At 46.9% G+C, this 26702-nt stretch carries 21 protein-coding genes, 2 tRNA genes and 1 riboswitch; of the genes, 19 read left to right on the forward strand and 4 right to left on the reverse strand.

Annotation, left to right across the window (positions count from 1 at the left end):
• Positions 1–71: 71 nt before the first annotated feature.
• A complete protein-coding gene (locus E0496_RS30610) occupies positions 72–1523 on the forward strand; it encodes an amidase family protein (protein WP_141505767.1) in 1452 nt (483 codons plus the stop codon).
• Between the two features lie 160 nt (positions 1524–1683).
• The gene (locus tag E0496_RS30615; protein WP_241675058.1) at positions 1684–4611 is read left to right on the forward strand and encodes a cellulose binding domain-containing protein; all 2928 of its coding nucleotides are present in this window, start codon (positions 1684–1686) and stop codon (positions 4609–4611) included.
• A 68-nt stretch (positions 4612–4679) separates the two neighbouring features.
• On the opposite strand, the gene E0496_RS30620 is transcribed toward E0496_RS30615, so the two are convergent.
• The gene (locus E0496_RS30620; protein WP_139997791.1) at positions 4680–4889 is read right to left on the reverse strand and encodes a YrzA family protein; all 210 of its coding nucleotides are present in this window, start codon (positions 4887–4889) and stop codon (positions 4680–4682) included.
• A gap of 148 nt (positions 4890–5037) precedes the next feature.
• Between E0496_RS30620 and E0496_RS30625 the strand changes: the two genes are divergently transcribed.
• Positions 5038–6780 (forward strand): hypothetical protein, encoded by a 1743-nt coding sequence (locus E0496_RS30625; protein WP_141505768.1) that lies wholly within the window; start codon positions 5038–5040, stop codon positions 6778–6780.
• Positions 6781–7156: 376 nt separating this feature from the next.
• Positions 7157–8536, forward strand: a complete 1380-nt coding sequence (locus tag E0496_RS30630) for a M48 family metallopeptidase (protein ID WP_141505769.1) — start codon at positions 7157–7159, stop codon at positions 8534–8536.
• Positions 8537–8600: 64 nt separating this feature from the next.
• Here E0496_RS30630 and E0496_RS30635 read toward each other — a convergent pair.
• Positions 8601–8677: transfer RNA gene (locus E0496_RS30635), tRNA-Pro, on the reverse strand.
• Positions 8678–8688: 11 nt separating this feature from the next.
• Positions 8689–8764: transfer RNA gene (locus E0496_RS30640), tRNA-Thr, on the reverse strand.
• 93 nt (positions 8765–8857) lie between these two features.
• Here E0496_RS30640 and E0496_RS30645 point away from each other — a divergent pair.
• Positions 8858–9979, forward strand: coding sequence for a glycerate kinase (locus tag E0496_RS30645; protein WP_141505770.1), 1122 nt, complete (start codon positions 8858–8860; stop codon positions 9977–9979).
• Positions 9980–10107: 128 nt separating this feature from the next.
• On the forward strand, positions 10108–10821 hold the full coding sequence (locus E0496_RS30650; RefSeq protein WP_141505771.1) for an MOSC domain-containing protein: 714 nt from the start codon (positions 10108–10110) through the stop codon (positions 10819–10821).
• Positions 10822–10912: 91 nt separating this feature from the next.
• Here the strand turns inward: E0496_RS30650 and E0496_RS30655 are convergent, their stop codons facing one another.
• Complete coding sequence (locus E0496_RS30655) at positions 10913–12232, reverse strand: hemolysin family protein (protein ID WP_141505772.1); 1320 nt, start codon at positions 12230–12232, stop codon at positions 10913–10915.
• Between the two features lie 254 nt (positions 12233–12486).
• Here E0496_RS30655 and E0496_RS30660 point away from each other — a divergent pair, with 254 nt between their 5' ends.
• The 13 genes from E0496_RS30660 to thiI all read left to right on the forward strand — a co-directional run bounded on the left by E0496_RS30660 (position 12487) and on the right by thiI (position 26581).
• Positions 12487–13257, forward strand: coding sequence for a DUF1836 domain-containing protein (locus E0496_RS30660; RefSeq protein ID WP_141505773.1), 771 nt, complete (start codon positions 12487–12489; stop codon positions 13255–13257).
• 74 nt (positions 13258–13331) lie between these two features.
• A riboswitch (cyclic di-GMP riboswitch) is annotated at positions 13332–13416 on the forward strand.
• Between the two features lie 84 nt (positions 13417–13500).
• Positions 13501–15258: a methyl-accepting chemotaxis protein gene (locus E0496_RS30665; RefSeq protein ID WP_141505774.1), complete on the forward strand. Its 1758-nt coding sequence runs from the start codon at positions 13501–13503 to the stop codon at positions 15256–15258.
• A gap of 191 nt (positions 15259–15449) precedes the next feature.
• Positions 15450–16793, forward strand: a complete 1344-nt coding sequence (locus tag E0496_RS30670) for a GH1 family beta-glucosidase (protein ID WP_141505775.1) — start codon at positions 15450–15452, stop codon at positions 16791–16793.
• Positions 16794–17051: 258 nt separating this feature from the next.
• Positions 17052–17915, forward strand: a complete 864-nt coding sequence (locus E0496_RS30675) for a prenyltransferase (protein ID WP_241675046.1) — start codon at positions 17052–17054, stop codon at positions 17913–17915.
• A 29-nt stretch (positions 17916–17944) separates the two neighbouring features.
• Complete coding sequence (locus E0496_RS30680) at positions 17945–18673, forward strand: DUF6081 family protein (RefSeq protein ID WP_141505777.1); 729 nt, start codon at positions 17945–17947, stop codon at positions 18671–18673.
• 22 nt (positions 18674–18695) lie between these two features.
• Positions 18696–20099 (forward strand): sensor histidine kinase, encoded by a 1404-nt coding sequence (locus E0496_RS30685; protein WP_141505778.1) that lies wholly within the window; start codon positions 18696–18698, stop codon positions 20097–20099.
• Positions 20092–20790 (forward strand): response regulator, encoded by a 699-nt coding sequence (locus E0496_RS30690; protein ID WP_141505779.1) that lies wholly within the window; start codon positions 20092–20094, stop codon positions 20788–20790. Before E0496_RS30685 ends, E0496_RS30690 begins: the two co-directional genes overlap by 8 nt.
• Before the next feature lie 88 nt (positions 20791–20878).
• Positions 20879–21577, forward strand: a complete 699-nt coding sequence (locus E0496_RS30695) for a YwaF family protein (RefSeq protein WP_161601645.1) — start codon at positions 20879–20881, stop codon at positions 21575–21577.
• A 161-nt stretch (positions 21578–21738) separates the two neighbouring features.
• Complete coding sequence (locus E0496_RS30700) at positions 21739–22341, forward strand: nitroreductase family protein (protein ID WP_141505781.1); 603 nt, start codon at positions 21739–21741, stop codon at positions 22339–22341.
• A gap of 275 nt (positions 22342–22616) precedes the next feature.
• Positions 22617–23357 (forward strand): HAD family hydrolase, encoded by a 741-nt coding sequence (locus tag E0496_RS30705; protein WP_161601646.1) that lies wholly within the window; start codon positions 22617–22619, stop codon positions 23355–23357.
• 81 nt (positions 23358–23438) lie between these two features.
• Positions 23439–24113: a lytic transglycosylase domain-containing protein gene (locus E0496_RS30710; RefSeq protein WP_141505783.1), complete on the forward strand. Its 675-nt coding sequence runs from the start codon at positions 23439–23441 to the stop codon at positions 24111–24113.
• Between the two features lie 96 nt (positions 24114–24209).
• A complete protein-coding gene (locus E0496_RS30715; RefSeq protein WP_141505964.1) occupies positions 24210–25358 on the forward strand; it encodes a cysteine desulfurase family protein in 1149 nt (382 codons plus the stop codon).
• A 2-nt stretch (positions 25359–25360) separates the two neighbouring features.
• On the forward strand, positions 25361–26581 hold the full coding sequence (gene thiI / locus E0496_RS30720) for a tRNA uracil 4-sulfurtransferase ThiI (protein WP_141505784.1): 1221 nt from the start codon (positions 25361–25363) through the stop codon (positions 26579–26581).
• The last annotated feature ends 121 nt before the right edge of the window (positions 26582–26702 follow it).

Genomic DNA, 26702 nt, shown 5'->3' on the forward strand with positions numbered 1-26702 from the left:
TTTCTGTCAAAAAATAGTATATACTAGCGATACCAAGCATTTATTCGGATGATATAAGGAGTTAATGAGGCATGGATATCGTTGAAGCAACTATTTCATCCGTTCAAGAAGCACTGGAGGCGGGCGAGTTAACGTCGCGTGAGCTGGTACTCATGTATTTCGAACGCATTGCCGCACATGACAAAGACGGTCTAACGATTAATTCGGTTCTCGAGCTCAATCCCGACGCCTTGTTTATTGCTACAGCTTTAGATAACGAAAGGTTGGCTAAAGGGCCAAGAGGCCCGCTTCACGGTATTCCTATTTTGCTGAAGGACAACATCAATACTGGTGATCTCATGCATACGAGTGCGGGGTCGCTGGCGCTTGCCCATTCCTATGCGGGTGAGGACGCTTTTATCGTGAAGAAGCTTCGGGAAGCAGGAGCTGTTATTTTAGGTAAGGTAAATATGACGGAATTCGCCAACTTTATGACGGACGGCATGCCATCAGGCTACAGCTCGCGCGGTGGTCAGGTACTTAATCCTTACAATATTTCAGCGCCGACAGGAGGCTCGAGCGCAGGGTCGGGTGTAGCCGTAGCCTGTAACTTCTGCATGGCTTCCATCGGTACCGAAACCTCTGGTTCGATATTGAATCCCGGTAACCTGAGCTCGACCGTCGGTATTAAACCAACGGTCGGACTTGTGAGCCGCAGCGGCATTTTGCCGCTGTCGAACAGTCAGGATACGGCGGGTCCGATGGCAAGAACGGTAACGGATGCCGTGCATGTCTTGAACGCTATCGTTGCCCAAGATGCCAACGATGCATCCATGGGTGCAGGATTGTGGCGCAAGCAGAGCGATTACAGCTTGTTCCTTGATTCAAAGGGACTAGAGGGCGCGCGTATCGGCATTCCCAGAGATTATTTTTTTGAGGAATTGACGGACGAGCAGCTTGTGATCTTTAACGATGCGGTGGAGTTGATGAGGCAGCATGGCGCAACGATTGTGGATCCGGCTGATATAAGAACCGCACGCCAAATCGTTTATTCCTCCGTCGTGCTGAATGAATTCAAGTCTGCGATCAATGCCTATTTGTCGAAGCTGCCACCAGGCTTCAAAATTCGCACGCTTAAGGATATTATTGCGTTTAATAACGAGCGTCCAGTGGAGACGCTGAAGTACGGACAATCTACACTGCTGCGCGTAGAAACCACAACCTCAGGCACGCAAACAGAGCTGCCTTATTTGCGGGACCGTATGGCCGATTTGCGATTATGCAAGGAGGAAGGGATAGATGCCACAATGAAGGAGCACAGCCTTGACGCACTGCTGTTTCCGGCTGATTTTGGGGCAAGAATTACTTCCCGTGCAGGTTATCCATCCATTGTTGTTCCGGCGGGTTATACGGAGAAAGGTGTACCGTTCGGCGTTACTTTTGCAGCCCGGGCGTTTGAGGAGCCTACGCTGATTAAGCTGGCTTACGCTTATGAGCAACTCAGCCAGGTGCGTAGGGCTCCTTCCTTAAAAAGCTTTATTTAACGTCGACAAAACCCCTCATTCTTCATAAGAATGAGGGGTTTTGTCGAAAAAAGAATTCACTAATTTTCATATGAAAGATGTTCAAGTTAGTACTGTATTTCCTTATTTTTCTATGTGTTATTCTGAAAGCGCATTCAAAATAAGGGAGGGTGTTCGATTGATCAAAAAATCAGCAAGCAGAGTGGGTGTGTGGTTATTAATTGTAGCTATCTTGACGGGAACAGCATGGGTGGGGGGAAGTCATTCCGTTGAAGCAGCGGCAAGCCAACCATACAACTGGAAAAACGTTGTAACAGGAGCAGGAGGCGGATTTATACCAGGAATTATTTTCAACGAAACAGAGCCTGACCTGATTTATACGAGAACAGACATCGGAGGGGCTTATCGCTGGAACCCGGCAGATAGCAGCTGGATTCCGCTTCTGGATCATATCGGCTGGGATGAATGGGGGAAAACAGGCGTCGATGCGCTGGCTACCGACCCGGTTGATCCTAACAGGCTGTATCTCGCAGTCGGGACGTACACGAATGATTGGGACCCGAACAATGGCTACATTATGCGGTCAGCGGACCGCGGAACGACGTGGCAGCAAACAGAGCTGCCATTCAAAGTAGGCGGCAACATGCCGGGACGCTCTATGGGCGAGCGGCTTATGATTGACCCGAACAAAAACAACATCCTCTATTTTGGAGCACGCAGCGGCAATGGTCTTTGGAAAAGTACTGACTATGGCGTTACGTGGGGCAAGGTCACCTCTTTCCCTAACCCCGGCAATTACGTTCAAGATCCTACAAATCCCTACACAAGCGATATTATGGGTCTGGCTTGGATCACCTTTGATCCTTCCACAGGCTCCCCAGGCCATGCCACCCAGACCATTTATGTAGGAGTAGCCGACAAGAATTCAAGCGTCTACCGCAGTACGGACGGCGGGATTCATTGGTCAGCTGTATCTGGTCAGCCAACGGGTTTCCTTCCTCATCATGGTGTTTTATCCTCAGACGGCAACCTTTATATTACTTATAGTAACGGAATTGGCCCCTACGACGGCGAGAAGGGCGATGTCTGGAAACTCAATACGACGACAGGCGGATGGACGAATATTAGCCCTGTTCCAAGCAGCAGCACGGACAATTTCTTTGGGTACGGCGGGCTTGCCATAGATGCGCAAAAGCCCGGAACGCTGATGGTCGCGGCGCTTAACTCATGGTGGCCGGATACGATCATTTTCCGCAGTACGGACAGCGGGGCGACATGGACGCGGATTTGGGACTTTGATGGATATCCGAACCGCAAGCTTCGTTACACGCAAAATATTTCAGCGGCTCCTTGGCTGGACTGGGGAGCAAACCCGCAGCTTCCCGAAATAACGCCGAAGCTTGGCTGGATGGTTGGTGAACTGAAAATTGACCCTCATAATTCGAACCGAATGATGTATGGGACAGGTGCGACCATCTATGGCACCAACAATTTAACGGATTGGGATGCGGACAAAAAGATTAATCTGACAGTCATGGCGAAAAATATTGAGGAAATGGCGGTTAATGATTTGATCAGCCCACCAACGGGCGCTCCATTGATTAGCGCAGTTGGTGACGTATCCGGTTTCAAACATGACAACCTAACGGTCGCACCGGCTAAAATGCTTAATAATCCGGACAGCACCTCAAGCCTGGATTTTGCTCAGTTGAATCCAACCTTTATTGCTAGAGTCGGTTATGCGGACAAAGCGGTTAATCCGAATGCAAAATCGATAGCACTCTCCTATGACGGAGGTGGCAATTGGTTTGCGCCAAGCGCGGAGCCAACTGCAACAAAGGGGGGAGGCCAAATTGCCGTAGCGGCGGATAATAGTTCGCTTGTTTGGAGTACCTCGGATGTAGGTGTCTATTATTCCAAGTCCTCAGGCAATTCGTGGACAAAGAGCACCGGTCTTCCCGCTAACGCGAAGGTTGCGGCAGACCGCGTGAATAAAAATAAATTTTACGCGGCGGCTGCGGGCAAATTTTATATCAGCACCGATGGCGGCGCAGCATTCGCTGAGACGGCAGCGACAGGTTTGCCGCTTGAAGGAGCGCTTTACTTTAAGGCCCTCCCTGGCGTGGAAGGTGATATTTGGCTCGCAGGCGGCAATGAGGATGGCGGCATTTATGGTTTATGGCATTCGACAAATTCAGGGACGTCATTTACGAAGCTGTCATCCGTGCAAGAGGCCGACAACATTGGCTTTGGAAAAGCTGCACCCGGCCAATCCTATTTAGCGCTATATACCTCGGCAAAAATAGATCATATAAGAGGGTTCTTCCGTTCCGATGACGGAGGTGCAAGTTGGATTAGAATTAACGATGACCAACATCAGTATGCTTATACGGGCAGTGCCATCACAGGGGATCCGAGAATTTACGGACGGGTGTATATAGGTACCAACGGCCGCGGCATCATCTATGGCGACATCGCAGGCAATCCGACGCCAACGCCAACAGCATCGTCAACACCGGTGCCGACTGCGACAGCAACGCCAGTGCCAACAGCGACGCCAACACCGGTGCCGACAGCGACAGCAACGCCAGTGCCAACAGCGACGCCAACACCGGTGCCGACAGCAACAGCAACGCCAGTGCCAACCGCAGCAACCGGCAGTATCAAGGTTCAACTCTACAATGGGGCTACAGGAAGCTCCGTGAATACACTCAATCCACGAATAAAGCTTGTGAACACGAGCAGCGCGGCAATTAACTTGGCAGATGTGAAAATTAGATACTACTACACCGTAGACGGTGATACAGCGCAGAGTTTCTGGTGCGATTGGTCTACAGCCGGCAATACAAATGTAACAGGCAGCATCGTTAAGCTGGCATCAGCGAAGACAGGCGCGGATTATTATTTGGAAATTGTTTTTAGCAGCGGAGCAGGGACAGTGGCAGCAGGCCAAAGCATCGAGATTCAGACGCGGTTCGCCAAGAACAATTGGAGTAATTACACGCAGTCCAATGATTATTCCTTCAATGCCTCGTCTACAAGTTATACGGACTGGAACAAAGCTACGGGCTATGTAACAGGCAGCCTCAATTGGGGGATTGAGCCTTAAACGTCCACCCTTTCATTAAAAAACTTCCCGGCAATCCATTGTCGGGAGGTTTTTTTAATTCTGGCCGTTTATTTCTTCGCTTTAAAGTGGACAACCGCACTATAGAGCATTTTCTCGATTTTGGGATTAAACACGGCATGATGGCTCACGTGGAAAACTTCAAGGAGAAGACCTTTGTTGTTCTCAATTTGTTGGTCGATCTTGCGCTCAAGCGTCTTCAAGTCATAGGCTTCAAAAAATTCGATCTTGTTCTCAATTAAATCCAGTCGGAAATCCATATGAATAGCTCCTAATCCAAAATGATTATTTTGTTCTATTATACAGTCGTCTTCTTTATTCACAAAGCTTCATTTTAAATTTAAGGTATACAGCAGCAGGGCGGAATTATATAATTTAGTAAAATTATGGAATGAAAAGAGGCAGACGATGGAACAACAACCAGACATTTTACAAAAAAAAGGAGTAGGAGCAAGCAGCACACAAGCAGGCATCTCGCAGCGGATATGGAAGTATAAGCTTCATTATTTGATTGTCATACCGGCACTATTGCTGCTGCTTATTTTCAAATGGATCCCATTCTTGAACGGCGTTTTCCTTTCTTTTGTCGATTATCAAGTGTTTAAGGGGATCTGGGAGAGCGAGTGGGTAGCTTTAAATAACTTCACGCATTTGTTTGATGATCCCGTATTTCGTGAAGTATTTAAGAACACCATAATCATAAAAGGCTTGTATATTCTGCTAAGTGGTGTGATCACCTTCTTGCTCGCGCTCGCCCTAAGTGGTATACGTTCCAAGCTGCTGAGAGGATTTTTCTCGTCCTTATTTCTTGTTCCGTTCTTTATTCCTTCCGTTGTGTTTGCCAGTATATTCATTTACGCCCTCTCGCCAAGCACGTCTCCTTTTTTCTCATCAGGCTCGTTGATTTTGGTGAATGCGGATTGGTTTCAGCCCGTGCTGGTTTGCATTGAAGTACTGAAAACATGCGGAATTCCGATCGTAATCGCGGTTGCAGCTATTGCAGCAAAGCATGCTACGGTAAGCGGTGATGGCAGCGGCGGGATCTCTTTCAAGCAGAGTTATTCGCAAATGAATGTCATACCTGCGGCAAGGGCAACAGCAGCCTTTATGGTGCTTCAGTTATCGACTTTGCTGACTACGGATTTTGAACTCCTGAACAGCTTGCTGAACCCTTTGGTATATGAGACAGGGGCTACGATAGACCATTATAGCTATCAGACCGGTTTTCTAATGATGGAGGTAAGCAAATCTGCTGCTATAAGCATGGTTCAATATGGTATCCAGCTGCTCTTTACCATACTTGCTTATATCATCGTCAGAGGTTACTTCTTCAAAGATTTATTTCACAGCTATACCAGTGCTTCAGCTATACAGTCAAACAGCAATGCTAAGAGCGCGCTAGGCATTGCAATGGCTAGTCTGTATGCTGTAGTCGTCATTTTATTACTCTTTATGTTATTTATTTATCCGTTTACGGGATCATCGAGTACGGACGTGACTAGCAACCAGGTAGGGCAGCTGTTTACGTTTTCGAATACTTTCTATCATGTATTTGTTGATCTGTTTGCTGTATTTGTATTTATGCTTATTACCGTTACGCTGGCTTACCCTCTAACGATCAGAAGGCTGCCAGGCAGAAGAGCATACAAGCTGTTGCTTCTGCTTTCCTTCACGATGAGCGGTGGGCAAATCAGTGAATATATGTTTGCTCGAAATTTAGAAATGGTAAATACTATTTTTCCTCAGCTGTTCTTTGGTTTATTTAATCTGGCAGCCGTATTCGTGCTTAAGAGTATATTTAATTCCAAGCATGCCGATTTGAAAATGCAGGCGGAAACAGCGGGAAGGGGGGAGCTGCATACGTTCTTCACGCTTTTTATACCGAAAATATGGAAGCCACTGCTCGCCCTTGGAGCATTGCACTTAGTCATGCTGTGGAATGCCTATTATCCTTCGCTGATTTATATGGCCAATCCAGAAAGCCAATCCCCCATGCTCCAATTTATGCTGTTAACGAACGCAGGGGAGTGGGATGCCAAGCAAATTCTCCGTCAGGGCGCATGGCTGAGCCTGCCTCCGCTTCTTTTATTTCTACTGTTTCGGAGATGGTTGACCTCCGAGGTGCTGATCGGCTCAATCAGAAAGCTGTAATTTTATATTTGTTATAAATGTTACTAATTTGTTAACGGAATTTATGGGCATCAGGCTATCCGTTCTTGTAAAATAGAGATAGAAGACAAAGGGGGGTATATACAGATGGGAGTTCCTGTTGGCGTTTGGATTTTTTCGGGTATAATCGTTGTACTGCTCACTTGGCTTACGCTATGGATTACTAAGAAAGCCTATTCCAAAAAATGGGATGAATCGGATCACTAGTTTGCGTAGAGTCCATATATGATGATTAAATTAGAAATAAGACGCTTTGGCCATTAGCTAATGCGTCTTATTTGTTTGTGCATAAAGTTATGTAATATGCTTGGGAAATCATGTATAATGTGGATACTAATTTTGAAGGAGCTGCCGTTTATTGAATAGCTATGAATTGAATTATAGGCTTGTACATAAGAAAGAAGAGCAATATTATACACTGGCTCTTGTGTTTAGCATTTTGGTTTACCTTGGCGCGTTGATCTCAGTCGTTTTTCTTTTCGTGATTATAGCGCTTATTCTTCTTCCGTTGTTCGCTCAAGGCATCATGCTCGCCCACATACGTACGAATGGTGTTCGGATCACATCCCGTCAATTCCCCGAAATATTCGAAATTGTGCAGGAGCAATGCAGCAAGATGGGCTTTGAAGCTATTCCAGATGTTTATGTTATGGAGTCAAGCGGTGTGTTAAATGCGTTTGCCTCGCGGTTTTTCAGAAAAAATATGGTTGTGCTGTATTCCGATCTCTTTGAATTGATTCAGAAGGAGGGAGAGAATGAGCTTGCCTTCGTAATCGCGCATGAGCTTGCTCATCTGAAACGGAAGCATTTGTCCAAGCAGATGTTCATTCTCCCGGCCATGTGGCTTCCGTTTCTCGGTGAAGCCTATTCACGCGCATGCGAATATACTTGTGACCGGATGGCTGTTTATTATACGAATAACGTGGAAGCGGCCATGAATGGGTTGACGATCTTAGCCATTGGCAAAACGCTTTATCATCGTGTGGACCGTGAAGAATATTTGCTGCAAAGCAGCAATGAGAGAGGGCTATTTGTATGGCTGTCCGAGAAGCTGTCCACGCATCCTACGCTTCCCAAGCGCATTCATGCGATTCAGCAGTTTGCAGGGTTACCTTCAAGTATCGTATTTAAACCGCAAAGGATCGGTTTGATCCTTACTTTGGCATCCGCTTTGTTCATCGTTGGAGCGTTGTCCTTCGGCTTCTTGGTGTCCAAATCGGTTTCTACTTGGGTGACCACATTTGAAGAAAGAGGTTCGGCTGAAGAACTGCTAGCCGCGGCTTCCGCTTCAGATGCAAGCGAGGTTCAAGCGCTGTTAGATTCAGGCGCAGATCCGAATGCGGCCGACGAGGAAGGATGGACTTCCTTAATGTGGGCGGCACAATTCAACGAAACGGAAATAGGCTCGGCTTTGCTGGATGCGGGAGCAAATCCCGACCTGGTAGAGTTTAGCTATGAAGAAACGGCTCTCACGATCGCATTGTATAATTTCAGCTTTGAAATGGTCACGCTGCTTCTGGAGGAAGGGGCAAATCCGGATCTGGAGGATAGTACGGGCTGGACGCCGCTGATGACGGCAGCAACCAATGGAGATATGGAGGCGGCAATATTATTGTTGAAAGCCGGGGCTAATCCAGCGAAAACAGATCATAACGGGTATACGGCAGGAGATTATGCCAGTGATTATGGTTTTGACGATCTGGCGCTGCTGCTGCAAAAAACAGGCGAAGACATATAAAAAAAGAAGCTTGAGCAATCAAGCTTCTTTCATTTATGTAGTATGCTTTAAATGTTGTGGACGATGGTCGGGACGACACGATTTGAACATGCGACCCCCTGGTCCCAAACCAGGTGCTCTACCAAGCTGAGCTACGTCCCGCTAAAAAAGAGTGGTGCCGTCGAGAGGACTTGAACCCCCAACCTACTGATTACAAGTCAGTTGCTCTACCAGTTGAGCTACAACGGCACGTGTATTTCGTTAAGCACAAGATGTATTATTGCATAGAACCTATTTCAATTGCAAGTGTTTTTTTATTTTTTTTTGGGAAGGTTGATGAGGATGAAAATCGTGCTGGCGCCAGACTCTTTTAAAGGCTCAGGAAGCGCTTATCAGATCGCAAAAGCAATGGAAATGGGCATTCGGAAAGTGAAGCCAGACGCCGAAATTATTCAGCTTCCAATGGCGGATGGGGGCGAGGGGACGATGGAGATCCTTGTGCATGCAACGGGTGGCCATTTTGTAGCAGTGGCTGTGCATGATCCTCTAGGCCGAAGGATAGAAGCAAAATATGGCGTGCTGGGTGACGGTTTGACTGCCGTCATCGAGCTGGCGGAGGCTTCGGGTCTGCCATTGCTGAGTCAGCATGAGAGGAATCCAATGTATACTTCTACCTACGGTACGGGTGAAATGATTAACCATGCGCTTCAGGCAGGTTACCGCCAGTTTATCGTGTGTCTGGGCGGCAGTGCCACAAACGATGGCGGGGCTGGCATGCTTCAGGCACTCGGTCTGAAGCTGCTGGACGAAAGAGGGGCGGAGATTTCGCCAGGAGGGATGCATTTGACGAATCTGCGTTCAATCGATGATTCGAATTTTAATGCGAATATCTGTGCTAGCCAATTCATCATCGCAGGAGATGTCCGTAACCCTCTGTGCGGAGATCAAGGCGCTTCCGTCGTATTCGCCCCCCAAAAAGGGGCCAGTGCGGAGGAGGTCAAGTTACTGGACCAAGCGCTATTGCAATATGCGGTAGTGATCCATGAGCATACCGGGCTGGATGTAGCGAGTCAGCCAGGAAGCGGTGCTGCGGGTGGAACGGGTTCAGCTTTGCTAGCATTTTTCGGTGCCGATATGCAAGCGGGCGCCCGACTTGTGATGGACAAGATTCAATTCGATGAGCAAATTCAAGGTGCAGATTGGATCATTACAGGCGAAGGAAGGCTGGATGGTCAGACCGGTGGAGGCAAAGTTATCGAAGCCGTGTGCCGATCAGCTGTTCTTCAGCATATTCCGGTCATTGCCGTTTGCGGGACTGTCGAGGCTAATCAGGAAGCCGCAGCAAGTCTTGGGTTGCGCGCCTGCTTCTCCCTCGTACCGGGACCCTGCACCGTTGAGGAAGCCATGGGCCGTACGGAAGAGTGGTTGCAAGACCGGATGGCACATATTTTTAGTTTAATGTAGGTGGTTGCTGAGGCAATTGTTTGTTGAGGCTGGAGGGCGGGGGTACCCGTTCATTCTGATGAATACACTTTAAATGATAAATCGCATATAATCGATTTATTACCCTAACATCGGAGGATTAGTTAATCGTGACTAGAGCAGTTGGAGAAATTAGCGAGATTCGTCGGTATCCTGTGAAGTCGTTTGCCGGAGAACAGCTGAACACATGCAAGATTGACAGCTATGGCATTTATGGAGACCGATTTTGCGCGTTTTATGATGAGACGAAGGAGGGATGGGACAGCTTCTTCACAGCGAGAAAAAGCGCCAGCATGCTCACCTATCAAGCCAGCTTGATAGGTGAAACTGTGAAGGTTAAAGGGCCGGATGGCAGAAGCTTTAGTTGGAATGAAGAGCTATTAAGTGAAATTCAACTCTTATCTAAACAGAAGCTGTCAATGAAGAGTTGCCGAGCGCCTAATCCAGAAAATCCCGAGCTAATGTCCGTCGATCTTGGCAGCATCTTAATCATTACAGATACATCGTTACGCAAACTAGAAGATCTATGGGGTAAAGCTTTGGATCACCGTCGTTTCCGTGCGAATTTTCTTATTAGATTAAGCGACAACTCATTTGATGAGGGGTATTGGATTGGCAAACAATTAGAAGTGGGTGACGCAGCACTGCAAGTGGACCAACACTGTGAGCGCTGCTCCATGATAACGCTTGATCCGGATTCCCTTGAACGGGATGCCTCTCTCTTGAAGCGGGTCAATGAGGAGCTGAATTTGAAATTCGGCGTATATGCTTCCGTCAAGCAGACGGGAAATGTACGAAATGGAGATAAAGTATACATAAAGTAATCAGCGGTAAAACAGTACGGTCTCTGGCAAGAAGAGAAGCAGCCCTCTGACATTCAGCGGCTGCTTCTCTTGGTTTAGTAAAGGTTAGTTGTTAAGCAGTCTCGCCTTCGATAGTCTCTTCATTTTGCTGAATGAGCATTTCGACTTTGCGAATCCGGTTTTTGCTTGTTTCTCGAATAATGAATTTATAATTTTCGTAGAAGTGCTCTTTGCCTGGCTTAGGATCGGATACTTGGCTGTATAACCAACCGCCAACGGTATCTACGTCTTCTTCTTCGAAATTCATGCCGGTCAAATCGCTAAGCTCGCTAAGCGATACTTTACCGTCAAGCAGATAGCAATGCTCATCCAACTGTTCAATTTCCTTGCGCTCATCGGCATCGAATTCATCCCGAATTTCACCCACGATTTCCTCCAAAATATCTTCAATCGTAATTAGGCCGGAAGTACCGCCGTATTCATCCACCAAAATGGCGATATGAACACGTTCCTGCTGCATCCGTTTTAAAAGCATCTTAACCGGAGTAACCTCGGATACGCTTAGTACAGGATGAACAAGCTTTTTGAAATCCAAATCACGGTCAGACTCATATTCAAGGAAAAGCTGCTTCGTATTAATCATCCCGACGATGTTGTCCTTGCTCTCAAGCGCAACAGGGAAACGGGTATATTGTTCTTTGCGGATAATTTCCATGTTTTCTGTGAGTGACTTATTTGTGTACAAGCATATCATGTCGGTGCGAGGCACCATGATTTCTTTGGCCAGCAATTCGTCAAAGGCAAAGATGCGGCTGACATAACCGTATTCTGTATTGTTAATCTTTCCACTCTGGTAGCTCTCATTAAGAATAATTTGAATCTCTTCTTCTGAATGCGCTTCTTCATGCTCCGTAGCGGGCTTTAGACCGAACAGGCGGACCAAGGCATTGGCCGAGCCGTTAAGCAACCAAATGAAAGGATATAAGATCTTGTGAAATAAAATAATTGGTTTTGCTGTAAGAAAGCTGATGAATTCAGCTTTTTGGATCGCCCATGTTTTTGGAGCGAGCTCGCCGACAACAACATGCAGGAACGTTACCGAAATAAATGCAATTAAAAAGGATAGAATATGACTAATGTCATCGTTTAATGCAAAGCGTTCAAACAAGGGTAAAAGCATTTTTTCAACTGTTGGTTCTCCCAGCCAGCCAAGCCCTAGTGCTGTGATGGTAATACCTAATTGGCAGGCTGACAAGTAGGCATCCAGATTACTCGTAACCTTTTGAACGGCAAGCGCGTTCTTCCGGCCCTCAAGCACTAACTGATCGATCCGACTGGAGCGAAGTCTGATGATGGCGAACTCCGTTGCGACGAAAAAAGCAGTTAATAAAATAAGAAGAGCAATCATGAATAAATTGAATCCTATACCCATTTTCGATTCTCACTACCCTTTTATATTTATATTTTTTTATTCTTATGATCTACTATAACGAATCATTACAGGTTATGACAAACGCCAAATGCAACGGTAACAGCCTTTTACGAGCAATTAGAGGGTTTCTTGGAGATGGAAAAGCTCATTCTCATTGATTTTCGAGCCTTTACAAGCGTCAATCTCCGGCATATGATGAGTTCATATGAACTTGTAACTTAGTAAGTATGACGAAAGCGCAAGGAGGAAGGGATATGGAGTCCTTTACGCTTACTCGAAAAGAGATGGCTTGCTTGCTGCTTGCCCTGGACGGAAAACATAGTCATAAGCCGCTACAGGTGCTGCAGGCCGCATGGACAAAAACGCATCAGAATGATTTGGAAAAGGGATCGGGCTTGCCCGCTTTTTTATCTACGCTGCTGCCACCGATCATTGAGAAGTTGATCAAAGGCAATGAGCTCAAAGGCTTCTCGCTTCATGAGATTGCCGCGCTCGGACAGCTGATTGAATATTCGAATTTGTCGATTACCTCCATGCAAAACTGGGTAAAGCGCGATTTTAAACCTTATTTTGATTGTCCTAAGGCTGGCAAGAAATATTCGCTGAATCAAGCTGCCTTGTTGTTTATTATTGATGATTTAAAGTCAAATCTTGATTTTGAATCCATTCGCAAGCTTTTTGAAATTGTATTCAAGAAACCAGAGGATGAAACCGACGATTTGATTGGTCCTATAGAATTATATGCATCCTATACGAGTATGTTTGAGGAGCTTGATGCAAATAATGACCAGCTTCTTGATATTTCGGGTCATTTGAAGGAAAATCCGCATCAGGATTTATTGACGGAGCATGTAATTCGCTCGTCTGCCAATCAATTTGCCAGCCGTTTGCCCAATTTATCGGAAAAGCAGTGGGAAGCAGCACGTAATATTTTATTAGTCGGGGTCATTTCGATCCAAACGTCCTACTTTCATTCCTTGGCAAGGCGCTACTGTAATGCGACTTTATTTCTAGGCCCTGAATAAAATAGTGCTTAAGGGATGTACAGAAACACTTAAATAACCTATACTGGTTTATGTTGTAAATACAATCATAGACAATCTGAAAAAGGCAAACTAGTCGAAAGACTAGGACGCAAAGTTATGGGCCTAAGGTGATCACACTACGGCGGCCAGACCGCCGGAAGGATATAAAGCTTTTCTTAGCTATCCGCCTCCTGGGGCTGGATAGCTTTTCTTTTTTCAGGAAACAGAGGAGAGAGAGAAAACATGTTTTTGAAGGTATGGATGGAGAGAGCTGGAAAGCTGACAAAGAGGCTGAATACCAAGAAAATCACGACCAGGCTAATCATTATTTCTGCAATCATTACTCTTTTTAATCTAGGTTCCGGTGTTTTCATCTATGTACAAAATCTTTCGGTAGCGCATTCTATTAAGAAATCAGAAGTGTTGACGCATGTGGAACGCAACTATCAAGGCATTTCCAACAAACTGCTGAAGACGATGCTGCTTATGGTGGATGCCATTGAGAATGGGCAAAGCGACGCTTCATCCATTATGAAAGAGTTGGAGCACTTGCCTAAAGACATTGACGCGCTTGAGAAGCAGCTGGTTGAAATGGACAAGAACTATCCGCCGACTGTGAAAGACGGTCCCGTTTATGCGAACCAGATTGGCGTCATCAGGCTTGCGCTTGATAATCTTAACCAAACGAATACAGATATTACCGGCTTAACGGCAGAAGAGAAATCGATGCGTGTAAGCAATCTGATAGGTGTTTATACAATCGTGCTTAGTTACTCCAATGATACCATGCATGAGCGATTGACACTTGATGCAGAGGCTACGAGCAATGACTTAAATGCAAATGTGTCAAGTGCAAATATCATCGTGCTTATCAACGTCATTTTGCTTGCTATTTTACCAGCGCTTATGATCTTTGCCGTTACGCAGTCGATTAAGACTGGACTTAAAGGCATTACGAGAAGAATCAGTGCGTATGGAAAAAAAGATTTTACCAGTCAAGAGAAGCTCGTTCGATCTGATGAGTTCGGAGATATTGATAAAGCCCTTGCGGATATGGGTGACAGTTTGCGGGATACCATAAAGGCTACGCTTACGGTGAGTGAATCTGTTCTTGATGTATCTCGCAACATGGATACGATGATCGGAAGCAATCGCAAAGCATCCGAAGACGTGAAGGGTCAGGTTGATCTTGGCAGGGAAGTGCTGCTCTCACAGTATGATGATGCCTCTTCAATTTCGGCGGTCACGGAGGAAATCTCTGCTAGCTCACAGCAAATCGCAGCGTCGAGCGAGTATATCAACAATGACATGCAGCAAATGAAGCAATCCTCCCAAAGCGGATCACACCAGATGGCTGGAGTTGTTTCAATGGTCAATGAAACCGTAGAGCAATTTGCGAAGCTTACGGAAGCATTTGAAACGATGAATGAACGCTATAACAATGTATCCAAGTTTTTGAACGGCATTCAGGATTTAAATACACAGACCAACCTACTGTCACTTAATGCATCAATTGAGTCCGCAAGAGCAGGTGAGCACGGCCGAGGTTTTGCCGTCGTTGCAGATGAAATACGGAAGCTCTCTAGCCAGACAGATACAATTTCTAAGCAAATTACGAAGGAATTGACGCTGATTCAGCATGACGTAGCAGCTAGCAGCCGTACGATCAGCAGCTTCGCTAGTGTTATTACTACAACACGTCAAGCATCGGAAACAGCAAGTGACACATTCCAGACTCTTGAGTCGCAAAGCAGTGTGTTATCGGATCAAATGAATGAAATATCGACGGCAATCAGTGAGATCACTTCGGGCATGACACATATCGTTTCTGCAGTTGATAAGCTGCTAACCACGTCCTCTGACGTTAATGGAAAAATGGAACATATGAGCGAGCTCTCCGTAAAACAGAATGAAATTTCGGATGATTTGCGCACCCTTGCCGAGAAGCTAACACATTCCTCGCAGGATTTGAAGGAAAAGGCATCGGTTTTCAAATTGTAATCTGCAGCTTCATCAAGATAGGTTCAACCGTTCAGCTCAGCGCTGAACGGTTTTTCTTTTTGCTCGATGGTTCCAACTTGCAAGCAATGGTTGTCATAGAAAAGTCATACTACCGTTAAAATAGTCACGCGATTAGCAGTAGAATGATCGGAGTGCTTATATAATAAAGAGAAAAATGGAGGTAGTGGAGAATGACGACTGTAATATTTCCTGATGGGTTTAAATGGGGGACGGCTACGGCAGCCTATCAAATCGAAGGTGCACATGATGAAGATGGACGGATGCCTAGCATTTGGGATACGTTCGCTAAAACAGAAGGCAATGTCCTAAACGGCGATACGGGAGATGTGGCGTGTGATAGCTATCACCGCATTAATGAAGATATCCGGCTGTTGAAAAAACTTGGCGTCAATGTATATCGCTTCTCCATCGCATGGCCCCGTATTGTTCCGAATGGGACAGGGGAAGTGAATCCGCAGGGCCTCGCTTATTACGAAGAGCTGATTGATAAGCTGAATGCAAGCGGCATCGAACCGTTCGTGACACTGTACCACTGGGATTTGCCGCAGTCTCTTCAGGATGAGGGTGGATGGGAAAACCGAGCGACCATTGATGCATTCGTTGCGTATTCCGAGGCCGTCTTTCATAAATTCAACGGCAAGGTAAAGAAATGGATAACGCTTAATGAGCCATGGTGTATTTCCATACTGTCCAATTACATTGGCGCACACGCACCAGGCAAGCAGGATTTGCAAGCTGCGCTAGATGTAGCCCATCACATTTTAGTAGCCCATGGAAAAACCGTTCAGCGTTTCCGCGAACTTGGTATCGAAGGAGAAATCGGCTATGCTCCGAATACGGAGTGGAGAACGCCGTACAGCACCTCTGCCGAGGATATTAAGGCTACCGAGCTGCGTAATGGATCGTTTAACGAGTGGTTCCTCTCACCTGTACTAAAGGGGGAATACCCTGAGCTTCTCACTACCTGGTATGAAAACAAGGGTTATAAGGTCAAAGTCGAGCCGGGAGACATGGCAATCATATCGCAGCCCATCGATTTTCTCGGTATTAATTATTATACGGGCAGCCTGATCCGATACGCCGAAGGAAATGATATCTACAATAGCGAGGAAATTAGCTCCAGCTTTGCCAAAACCGATTTTGACTGGAACATCTATGCCGACGGGTTCTATCATGTGCTTACCTGGATTACGGCAACCTATGGCCAAATTCCGATCTACATCACGGAGAATGGGGCATGCTACGAGGCAGAACCACAGGATGGAAAAGTCAATGACGATGCAAGAATCCGATTTTTGAGGGACCACATTATGGCTTTGCACCGCGCCATTGAGTCTGGTGTTCCTGTGAAGGGTTATATGGTGTGGTCGCTGATGGATAATTTTGAATGGGCATTTGGCTACTCTAAGCCTTTTGGACTTGTTCACATAGACTTCCAGACACTTGAGAGAACGCCGAAGGAGAGCTATTATTGGTACCGGCAGCTTACTACGGGCAATCAACTGGACGTTTAACAGCAAATTAGAATGGAAAAGAAGAGCAGGTATTTATCCAGACGACTGGATGAATGCCTGCTCTTTGTGCGAGAAAAAAAGGATACATCTGTAAAATGTCGAATGTAGTGGTCAAAGTTAGCAGATCAGACTTTCAGCGATTGGTTGACGCCAGTCGAACGAAAGTGGTTCAATTGAACTAACGACAACAGAGAGGACTGTGACAGTGAGATGTTCAAGCAATTTTTGAAAGCTTCCAGGATTAGAGTCCTTCCAGTCATGCTTATACCCGTAGCGCTTGGCGCTCTTGGGGCATTTGTCTGGAATGGCCTATTTGATCCTTTTTTATTTTTGGTAACGATAATCGGAGCGGGCGCTGCTCATTTGTTCTCCAACATGATCAATGATTTATGGGATTATTATAATGGCACCGATTCGGCTGCCCAAAATACGGAGGGAGCGATAGCGACCAATTCGGGTTATCTAACGAAAGGGACCTGGAGCGTACGCACCTTTGCAGCCGTAACCTGGGGACTTTTTGCCCTTGCAGCGGTTTGTGGCCTTATTCTTAGCTTTTTTAGCGGCTGGCTGGTGTTCGTTTTCGGTATTGCAGGAGCGCTGATCGCTTATTTCTATGTTGCTCCGCCCGTTCAATTCGGTTATAAAGGGAAAGGCTATAGCGAGGTGGCTATATTATTATCATTTGGCGTACTGCCGGTCATGGGAGCATATTTTGTTCAAACCTCGCTCCTGGACTATCGTGCTTTGCTGCTTTCGCTACCGATCGGGTTGTTGACGACGCTAATTTTGTTCAATCATCACTTTTTGCATTGGCAGGCTGACAGGCAAGCGGGAAAACGCACATTAGTAGTGGTATGGGGCGAGAGAAGAGCGTTGTTGTTTTCCAGAGTGCTGCTTGCGCTTGCATATTTTGCACTAGTTATTAGCGTAATAACTGACGCCTTGCCGATTTATGCTTTGCTTGCTTTGCCAACTGCTATTCCGCTTTATCTGGTATATGGCAGGTTATCGACGCATAATGCTTCCACTGCCTATATTCCGCTCATGGGGGCATCGCTGCAAGCGACGATTCGCTGTGGAGGCATCATGATTGTGTGTTTAATTGTTCAAGGACTGGTTTAAACCATACAAAGAAGAAAGAGGTTATCAACATGGACAAGCAATGGGTTTTAGGTGATTTCCATACCATCTTAAACGAAGGCGAAGTTTGGAAGATCGGAGGCTTTCCGCTGCAGGACGGTTCGTTCTGGCAGTATCGTGAACCGAATGCAGTCGTAATTGTTCGCAATGGGATCTTATATGTCAGAGCGCCGCTAAGCCGCTCGAATGATCAAATTCAAATTCTCGATAATGCCAAACATATGTATTATTCTGCAGAGCCAGTGAAGGTGCCAGAGACAGGGGAAATCAGCTTCGAGCTTCAAATACGCGCGCGGACGCAAAATACGGCGGCAGACGATTTATATGACGGATTCGTCTCGTTGAATCTGCTTGATTTTACGACAGGCGGAGCGCTTGATTTTTTTGTAGGCAATGATAAATATGCTAGTGTTTATGCGGTGTTGCCGTTCCCAGGTGTCAAGGTGCCTGAGACAGACAAAACTCGTTATTTTTGCGTGTTCAAAGAAGATACGGATTTTGAAGCGAGAGAATTCAATACGTACAAAATTACCTACAACCGTTCGGAGGATGAAGTTGTATTTTTCCTCAATGGGCGCGAGGTTCGCAAAGAGAAGAATATGCCGGTGAAATTCAACCAATTCACGGTCGCGTTAGGTGTTATGACGGAGAAGGATTTAACGCCTGAGGGCAGCGTATCCGTGCATGGACAGACAGTCATAGCGGAATGGTCTCCGATAACGATCCAAATAAAAGAGTAAGTGATGGTAAAGGAGCTGCGTGATGTTATTTGTTCTTATTGCTCTGTGGGCTATTGCAGCCATTATATGGCTCTCAGACCGGCATGCATCAGTTAATCATTGGCTGGGCGCGGTAGCGTTCAGCGGTGGAGCAGGGGCACTAGCAGCCGTGCTGGATTTACAGTGGCTGCCTGCCGCAGCGGAAGCGGGAATGAATCAGGTAGCGCAGCAGCTCCTGTATCGATTGCAAGCGGTCTCTTCTCTCGTTTCCTACTATGGCTTGCCGTATTCGTTCCTGTTGTTTGCCATCGTGTATCGTCCTTTGCGATTATCCAAGCGTCTGCTGCAGACGTTGCCGTTTTTATTACTCATTCCAATAATATTGTGTATTGTATTTACTCCCTTCTATACGGTAGTGTATCCGATTTCGTTTAAAATCGTCATTTGGTGGGCAGTCCCATACATTATATTTGGGGCAGTCCAGATCTTGCTGAAGCGCCAACTGCATGCTTCTTTTTCAAGGTCCCATTGGATCATTTGTTCCGTTGTGCTGCCGCCGGTAATGTTCTGCATGGTTATGAATTATGTATTTCCTAGCTTTGGGATGCTGAGAATGTGGGTGTACAATACTTGGGTCGTCGGACTTGGCGTAACCGTCTTTATTGTGGCATTGTTTACATACGGGTTCATGGGTGTGCGGGTAAATATTGATAGGCGCCGCTTTGATTCGACGCTTCGGGCGGTTACCTCGGGGACGGCTATCTTGAATCACGCGATCAAAAACGATGCAGGTAAAATGCGTTTATTCTCGGAAAAAATGAAAGCGTACGCGATAGAAACCAATCAGCAGGAGCTGCTTGAGGACGTTGAAACGGTGCTGAACGCTTCGCGTCATATGCAGGAAATGCTTCAACGGGTGCATCGGAGAACCGAGGATTTGATGCTGCAGCTCGAAACGACTGATCTTGCGGTTCTGATTGAGCAAACGATGAAGGGGTATGAACCAGTACTCAGAAACGTTAAGCTGCATACTGCGCTCACGAAAGGCTGGCATTGTCGAATAGACCCCGCACAGATAAGTGAGGCGCTTGGCAATATAGTGGCGAATGCCGTAGAAGCGATGAAGGGCAGCGGTGAGCTGTTTATTCAGCTGAATGAGACCAAGAGAGAGCTGATTATTGAGGTGAAAGACACGGGGCCAGGGATGATTAAGAGCGAAATGGGCAAAGTGCTTGAACCTTTTTATACGACCAAAAACGGAAGTGATACCAATTTTGGTCTCGGCCTGCCCTATGCTTACCATGTCATGCGCAAGCACAGAGGTATGCTCGATATGCGCAGCAAGCCTGGGGTAGGCACTTCTATCTATTTAACGTTTCCGAAACGAAGCGTACAAGCGGCAAGAGCAGAAGGGAACACAAGCGAGAGGGGAGAAGCAATTGGGTGATGTTCGGGTGTGGATCATTGAAGATGACCGTGATTGGTTGCGCGGCCTAGTGGCGTACTTAAACAAGGAGCCGGATTTGCAAGTGGTATGGACCGCAAGCGAAGCTGAGGTTGTCAGACAGGCGCTGAGAGATGGCAAGCAGTTTGATCAACCGGCTGACGTCATATTGATGGATATTATGCTTGATGGGCGGCCTGAGGGTATTCTCCTCGCCGAGGAGACGGCTGCAGCAACAGGGGCGCGTGTGATCATGCTGACCTCCATGGAGGAGAAGGAGCTTATTTTCCGGTCCTTCCAAGCAGGTGCGATCGATTATCAGATAAAGTCCGATTTCGAGAGTTTGCCTGATGCGGTCAGATCCGCATTCCGCAGCCATTCGCCGATAAATGCGGCTGTTGCGGAGCGCATGCGGGAGGAGTTTCGCAGGCTGAAGCAGCTCGAACGTGAGTTCGAGGTGAAGAAGGTAGGCGATCTGATTACGCCATCCGAGCTGCAACTGCTGGATTTAATCGACCAAGGCTACACGCAGCCGCAAATTGCGGATAAGCTGGTCGTATCGATCCGTACGGTAAAGAATCATGTCAACCATGTTCTAAAAAAGCTAAATCTCAGCGGTTCACGTGAAGCGGCAACTAAAGTGAAAGAAATGGGCTTGTTTCATAAGAAAAATGACGAAGATAGTACCAAGTAAATTTGGTACTATTTTTTTTTTTTTTGTTTTTATTACCAAAATAGAGTAAAGAATACATTCGCGTGCATTTGAAATGGGGGGAAATAAAATGACATTTGAAATGTTCTCCGCAGCGCATATTGCTGGACTGGTTGTTTTTGTACTGGTCATGGCAGCCTTAATCCTTTTTCGGGCTCGACTGAGAGAGCCTGCGCTTAATCGCCTTATTCGAGTGACGTTGGCTATTGTGCTGCTTGGCTGCGAGCTCTCCTTGCAGGCTTCTTACTTTATGGAGCACAGCTGGTGGATCGGTTCGCTTCCGTTTCAGCTCTGCAGCTTAATGGTGCTCATAAGTGCAGTCGTTATAATTGCGAATCACAAAGGATTTTATGATGTAATTTTTTTTCTTGGAAGCATGGGCGCCTTGCAAGCGCTGCTAACGCCAAATTTGGATGAGTCGTTTCCACATTTTCGCTATTTTGAATTTTTTATCGCCCACATCGGAATCGTTGCTGCTGCCGTATTTATTTTAGCTGTAGAACGGTACCGGCCTTCTTTCCGCTCCGTGCTGCTTGCGATGGTTTGGCTGCATGTACTGGCGATACCTGCAGCCATAACCAATATCGTCACAGGTACGACAAACTTTATGTTTTTGGCGCGCAAGCCTGGAACGGCTTCGCTGCTGGATTTGCTTGCGCCGTGGCCTTGGTATTTACTGCAGCTTGAGATTGTTGCTTTTGGGATCTTCCTGTTGTTGTACGGAGCAGTGAGGCTATTTCCTGAGAGTGAGCAGGCAAAAGGGACATAATTGCAGTTATATGGGGGATAATGAAAGTGATCCGCTTGACAAGCGTTTTTGATTATTATAAAGTAACTTACGTAAAGTAATTAAGTTTTCCGGAATATGGCATAGGGAATCACGATCAGCCAACTCCCCCAACTTTAAACCAATGAGAGGCAGGAGAAACAATGACATCAGAAGCATTTTTCGACGCAGTGAAATCCAGACGTTCCATTTACGCGATAAACAAGGAGGCTGTTATCTCCGACGAAAAAATCGTAGAAATCGTGCAAGACGCGGTTAAACATACGCCATCATCCTTTAACTCGCAAAGCGCACGGGTAGTTGTGCTGCTTGGAGATAACCATGATAAATTTTGGGATATCACAACCAATACGCTCCGCGCCATCGTGGCGGCAGATCAATTTGAGCCTACTGCGCAAAAAATGAACTCATTTAAAAGCGGCTACGGCACGGTATTGTTTTTCGAGGATAAGAAGGTCATTGACGGCTTGATGGAAAATTTCGCTGCCTACGCACAAAACTTCCCGATCTGGTCGCAGCAATCTTCCGGCATGCACCAATTCGTTGTATGGACTGCGCTTGAAAAAGAAGGCTTCGGCGCATCGCTTCAGCATTACAACCCGCTGGTTGACGAGGAAGTGCGCTCGACATGGTCCTTGCCTGATTCTTGGCAATTGATTGCACAAATGCCATTCGGCAAACCGACAGCAGCTCCAGGCGAGAAGACGTTCCAGCCGATCGACGAGCGCGTGAAAGTATTCAAATAAGCATCGTATTACGGAAAAGAAAGGCCGTGCCCAGCGATGGGACACGGCTTTTTTAGCGAAGCGAGAAGAACATTCTGGAGATATGCAGTGCTCGCCTTTGTAGCCTGATTCTTATCATTATATGATAAATTAATCAAAGAATTTGGCTACAACCGCGAACTTAAAGAATGACTTGCTAGCGCAGCGATCACAACACAAATGATTTGATTTTTTCATGATGGATGCAGGAATGTCTATTTCAATTGTCATAACTATGCCAGGAAAAGGGGATTTCGGTGATCAAAGCCGTTTATTTTGATTTGGATGATACGCTGTACGACCAATTGATGCCTTTTCAGCTGGCATTAGAGGCGAGTGGCCTAACGAAGCTGGCTAGAGGCGGATTATTAGCAGAGGCTATATTTAAGCGCATTAGATTTCACAGCGACCGATTATGGAGCATTCATGTGGAAGGAAAGCTATCGCTTGCTGAGCTTCGAATTCGTCGCACGACGGAAGCGTTTGCCGAGATTGGACTTGAGATCACGGACGAGGCTGCCGATGCTCTGCAGCGGAATTATGAGCTGGAGCAGTCTCGGTTGTCGCTGCGGGAAGGCGTATTGACGCTTTTCGGGCAATTAAAGGCAAAGGGCATAAAGCTTGGTTTGATTACGAACGGACCGGTGCAGCATCAGCTGAATAAAGTAACGGCACTAGGTTTGCTGGAGGTTATCGACAAAAGCGAGGTGTATATCTCTGACGGAATGGGCATTGCCAAGCCAGACCCGGAGGTGTTTCGGCATGTTCAGCGATTATCCGGCTATTTGCCAGAAGAGCTAGTTTATGTCGGTGACGCTTGGCATAACGATATTGCGCCGTCAAGCAGCGCAGGCTGGACGCCTGTATGGCTGAACGCAAGAATGCAAGAGCCCTCAGGAGAGCGGATTCCGGTTGACTATTTGACATGCCAATCCATATCCGAGGTTTATGCAAAGCTTATCCTTCATGAACAATCGAAAACTGGCTGTTTGCTATAAAAACATGTACAATAATAACCGATATAGTAATTATCGCATTTATTATGATCTGTTTATGAATGAACATGCCAGGAGGAAACCATGAGTATAGACCCGCGAATTATAAAAACCTTGCTTCAGCTACAGCTTACGCCAAGTCTGGATATGCAAGGCACGTCGAACCCGTTGCAAGCTGCAGCAGGCGATGGCTCTCCTTCTTTATTTGATACTCTGTTGTCACAATATATGTCTGACAGCGCTTCTGATCAAGCTTCATCGCTTCCGGTTATGCCAGCCGATGCGCTTGCCCAGCTATCTGCGCTTAATCTTCCGGCTAATTTCACTTCTAGCAGCGAGTCGTCAGCCACAAGAACGCCAAGCGAGTACGATGCAATCATTCAGCAAGCCTCCAGCAAATACGGCGTGGATGCAAGCTTGATTCAAGCGGTTATCAAGACGGAATCCGGCTTTCGTCCCGATGCGGAGTCAGGTTCCGGGGCTAAAGGCTTGATGCAGCTTATGGACGGCACGGCCAGAGGGCTTGGGGTAACCGATTCCTTTGATCCCGTTCAAAATATTAATGGCGGGACGAAATATTTGTCGCTGCTGCTGAGTAAATACAACGGCAACGAGCAAGTGGCTCTGGCAGCCTACAACGCTGGTCCTGGACGAGTGGACCGGGCAGGCATCCGAACGAACGAGCAGCTAATCGAGAAGCTTGAAGCGCTGCCTGAAGAGACGCAGCGTTATGTTGCTAAGGTGCTGCAAGCAAAGTAAGCCAGTTGAAGCCATAAGATCACGATGAGCTCTCGGCCTTTACGGGCGGAAGTCATTGCTGATCTTTTTCTTTTTTGGAAAAGGAGCTATGTTATGATGTTATATTTTGATCATTCTGCCTCTACACCGCCTTATGATGAAGTCGTACAAACGATGATGGAGGTCATGAAAACGCAGTACGCGAATCCGTCTTCGCTTCACCGGTTTGGGATGGAGTCCGATAAGCTGATTGAACGTTCACGTGCCTTGCTCGCCGATCGCTTGCAGACGGACAATGGCAGCTGGGTGTTTACCTCCGGCGGGACCGAATCCAACAATATCGCCATCAAGGGTGTGGCGAGGCAATATGCAAGTCGGGGCAAGCATTTGATTACGTCTCAAATCGAACACGCTTCCGTTTACGAAACTTTTGCCCAGCTTGAAGCGGAAGGGTACCGTGTAACCTATTTACCTGTAAGCAAAACCGGCCATATTGACGTAGAGCAGCTTGAAGCGGCTATTACGGATGAAACGATACTTGTAAGTATTATGCATGTTAACAATGAAATCGGGACGGTTCAGCCCATTGAAGCCATCGGACAAATGCTCAAACATCATCCGAAGATTAGGTTTCATGTGGATGCCGTACAAAGCTTGGGCAAGCTGCCTATTGCCATCGAGGAATGGGGAATTGACTTGCTGACTGGTTCCGCTCACAAGCTGCGGGGACCTAAGGGCATTGGTTATTTGTATGTTCGGGAAGGGCTGACGCTGTACCCGCTCGTGTCAGGAGGCTCGCATGAGGGAGGCTTTCGCTCGGGCACGCCAAACGTTCCGGGCATTGTGGCCTCCGCTAAGGCGCTGCGCATGTCACTGGACAAACGGGAGCAATGGTTGATAAAGATGCAACAGCTACGAAATCAGCTGCTGGCGATCCTTGGCGAAATCAAGGAGCTGAAGCTGAACGGGGCGGAGCCTATTGCCCCGCATATCGTTCATTTCTCCTATCCGGGGATGAAGCCTGAGGTCGTCATTCACATGCTAGAGCAGCATGGTATAATGGCATCAACGAAATCGGCTTGTTCCTCGAAGGATGATAAGCCAAGCCGCGTGCTGCTAGCTATTGGCGCCAGCCATGAGCAGGCGTCAGGCGGCATTCGCATCAGCTTCGGAGATGAGCATGAGGAACGGGATATTACTGCACTTGGCGCAGCTCTGCACAAAATCGTTGCGCAGTTAAAGCCGCTTGAGAGGAGATTGACTTAATTTTGCTTTATGATCAGGTTGTGCTCCGGTACGGAGATTTAATGGTAAAGGGAAGAAACCGCAATAAATTCGAGAAACGCATGCTGGATCAAGTGAAGCAGGCATTGCTCGCTTATGGGAATATTACATTTTTCAAATCTTTTGGACGTTTGTATGTCAAGCTTAACGGCCATCCGCATGAGCCGATTGTGGATCGGTTGAAGGATTTATTCGGCATCGTGTCGCTTAGTCCGGTCATCTGCACGGAGCCGGATCTTGAGAAAATTAGAGAGGTCGCACTTGCGCTTATGCAATCTGTGCCTGTTAAGCCGGCTACGTTTAAAGTCAGCGCCAAGCGAGCATGGAAATCATTTCCTCATACCTCACAGGAAATGAATCATTTGGTCGGCGGCCATGTGCTGCGCGCGATTGCGGATCTCAAAGTTAATGTCAATCACCCCGATGTGGAATTGCGAGTAGATATCCAAGAGGAAGCAACTTATGTCTTCTATGAGGTGATTCCGGGTGCAGGCGGATTTCCATTCGCGTCTAACGGCAAAGCTATGCTGCTGCTCTCTGGTGGCATTGACAGCCCCGTGGCTGGCTGGCTTGCGCTGCGCAAAGGGCTTGAGATCGAAGCGGTACACTTTCACAGCTATCCATTCACTAGCGAGCAAGCCAAGGATAAGGTCATCGAGCTCGCGAAGCGGTTGTCTTATTTTAGCGGAGAGCCGATCAAGCTGCATTTGGTGCCTTTTACGGAAATACAAACCACATTGGTGCAAGCTAAGAGCGACAATCTCATCATCACGCTGATGAGGCGGGCTATGATGCGGATAACGGAGCAGCTTGCGGAGCGCAACAAAGCGTTTGGCATTGTGACTGGCGAGAGCCTCGGCCAAGTAGCAAGCCAGACGCTGCCTAGCATGAATGTCATCGGACGATCTGCGCAGCTTCCACAGTTGAAGCCGTTGATTATGATGGACAAGCATGAAATTATTCGTATGGCTGAGAGGATCGGTACATTTGAAACCTCGATCTTGCCTTACGAGGATTGCTGTACGCTGTTTTTACCTAAATCGCCTAGCACCAACCCAAATCTACGAATCGTGGAGAAGATTGAATCTCTGATTCCGAATTATAAGGAGCTGCTGGCTGCAGCAGTCGAAGGGACAGAGGAGCTGCTGCTTTCCCCGATAGTTGAAACAACGGTCCATACGGCAGGCGAGGATAGCTGGTTTTAAAATGAATGTTACAATGCGGACAGTATCCTGGGGGCGTTGCCTGAAGGAGCTGTCCCTTTTTTATACCCGTGAATAGGGCATTACAGTGAAAACCCGTTGCAGGCAGATAAATGATGGCTAT

Source organism: Paenibacillus luteus (assembly GCF_006542765.1).
Classification (GTDB): domain Bacteria; phylum Bacillota; class Bacilli; order Paenibacillales; family Paenibacillaceae; genus Pristimantibacillus; species Pristimantibacillus luteus.

What these genes read in the sequence shown, in the direction of transcription:
- E0496_RS30610 (WP_141505767.1), top strand. Translation starts at nt 72, where the DNA reads ATGGATATCGTTGAAGCAACTATTTCATCCGTTCAAGAAGCACTGGAG.
- E0496_RS30620 (WP_139997791.1), bottom strand. Translation starts at nt 4,889, where the DNA reads ATGGATTTCCGACTGGATTTAATTGAGAACAAGATCGAATTTTTTGAA.
- E0496_RS30625 (WP_141505768.1), top strand. Translation starts at nt 5,038, where the DNA reads ATGGAACAACAACCAGACATTTTACAAAAAAAAGGAGTAGGAGCAAGC.
- E0496_RS30645 (WP_141505770.1), top strand. Translation starts at nt 8,858, where the DNA reads ATGAAAATCGTGCTGGCGCCAGACTCTTTTAAAGGCTCAGGAAGCGCT.
- E0496_RS30655 (WP_141505772.1), bottom strand. Translation starts at nt 12,232, where the DNA reads ATGGGTATAGGATTCAATTTATTCATGATTGCTCTTCTTATTTTATTA.
- E0496_RS30660 (WP_141505773.1), top strand. Translation starts at nt 12,487, where the DNA reads ATGGAGTCCTTTACGCTTACTCGAAAAGAGATGGCTTGCTTGCTGCTT.
- E0496_RS30665 (WP_141505774.1), top strand. Translation starts at nt 13,501, where the DNA reads ATGTTTTTGAAGGTATGGATGGAGAGAGCTGGAAAGCTGACAAAGAGG.
- E0496_RS30670 (WP_141505775.1), top strand. Translation starts at nt 15,450, where the DNA reads ATGACGACTGTAATATTTCCTGATGGGTTTAAATGGGGGACGGCTACG.
- E0496_RS30675 (WP_241675046.1), top strand. Translation starts at nt 17,052, where the DNA reads ATGCTTATACCCGTAGCGCTTGGCGCTCTTGGGGCATTTGTCTGGAAT.
- E0496_RS30680 (WP_141505777.1), top strand. Translation starts at nt 17,945, where the DNA reads ATGGACAAGCAATGGGTTTTAGGTGATTTCCATACCATCTTAAACGAA.
- E0496_RS30685 (WP_141505778.1), top strand. Translation starts at nt 18,696, where the DNA reads ATGTTATTTGTTCTTATTGCTCTGTGGGCTATTGCAGCCATTATATGG.
- E0496_RS30695 (WP_161601645.1), top strand. Translation starts at nt 20,879, where the DNA reads ATGACATTTGAAATGTTCTCCGCAGCGCATATTGCTGGACTGGTTGTT.
- E0496_RS30700 (WP_141505781.1), top strand. Translation starts at nt 21,739, where the DNA reads ATGACATCAGAAGCATTTTTCGACGCAGTGAAATCCAGACGTTCCATT.
- E0496_RS30710 (WP_141505783.1), top strand. Translation starts at nt 23,439, where the DNA reads ATGAGTATAGACCCGCGAATTATAAAAACCTTGCTTCAGCTACAGCTT.
- E0496_RS30715 (WP_141505964.1), top strand. Translation starts at nt 24,210, where the DNA reads ATGTTATATTTTGATCATTCTGCCTCTACACCGCCTTATGATGAAGTC.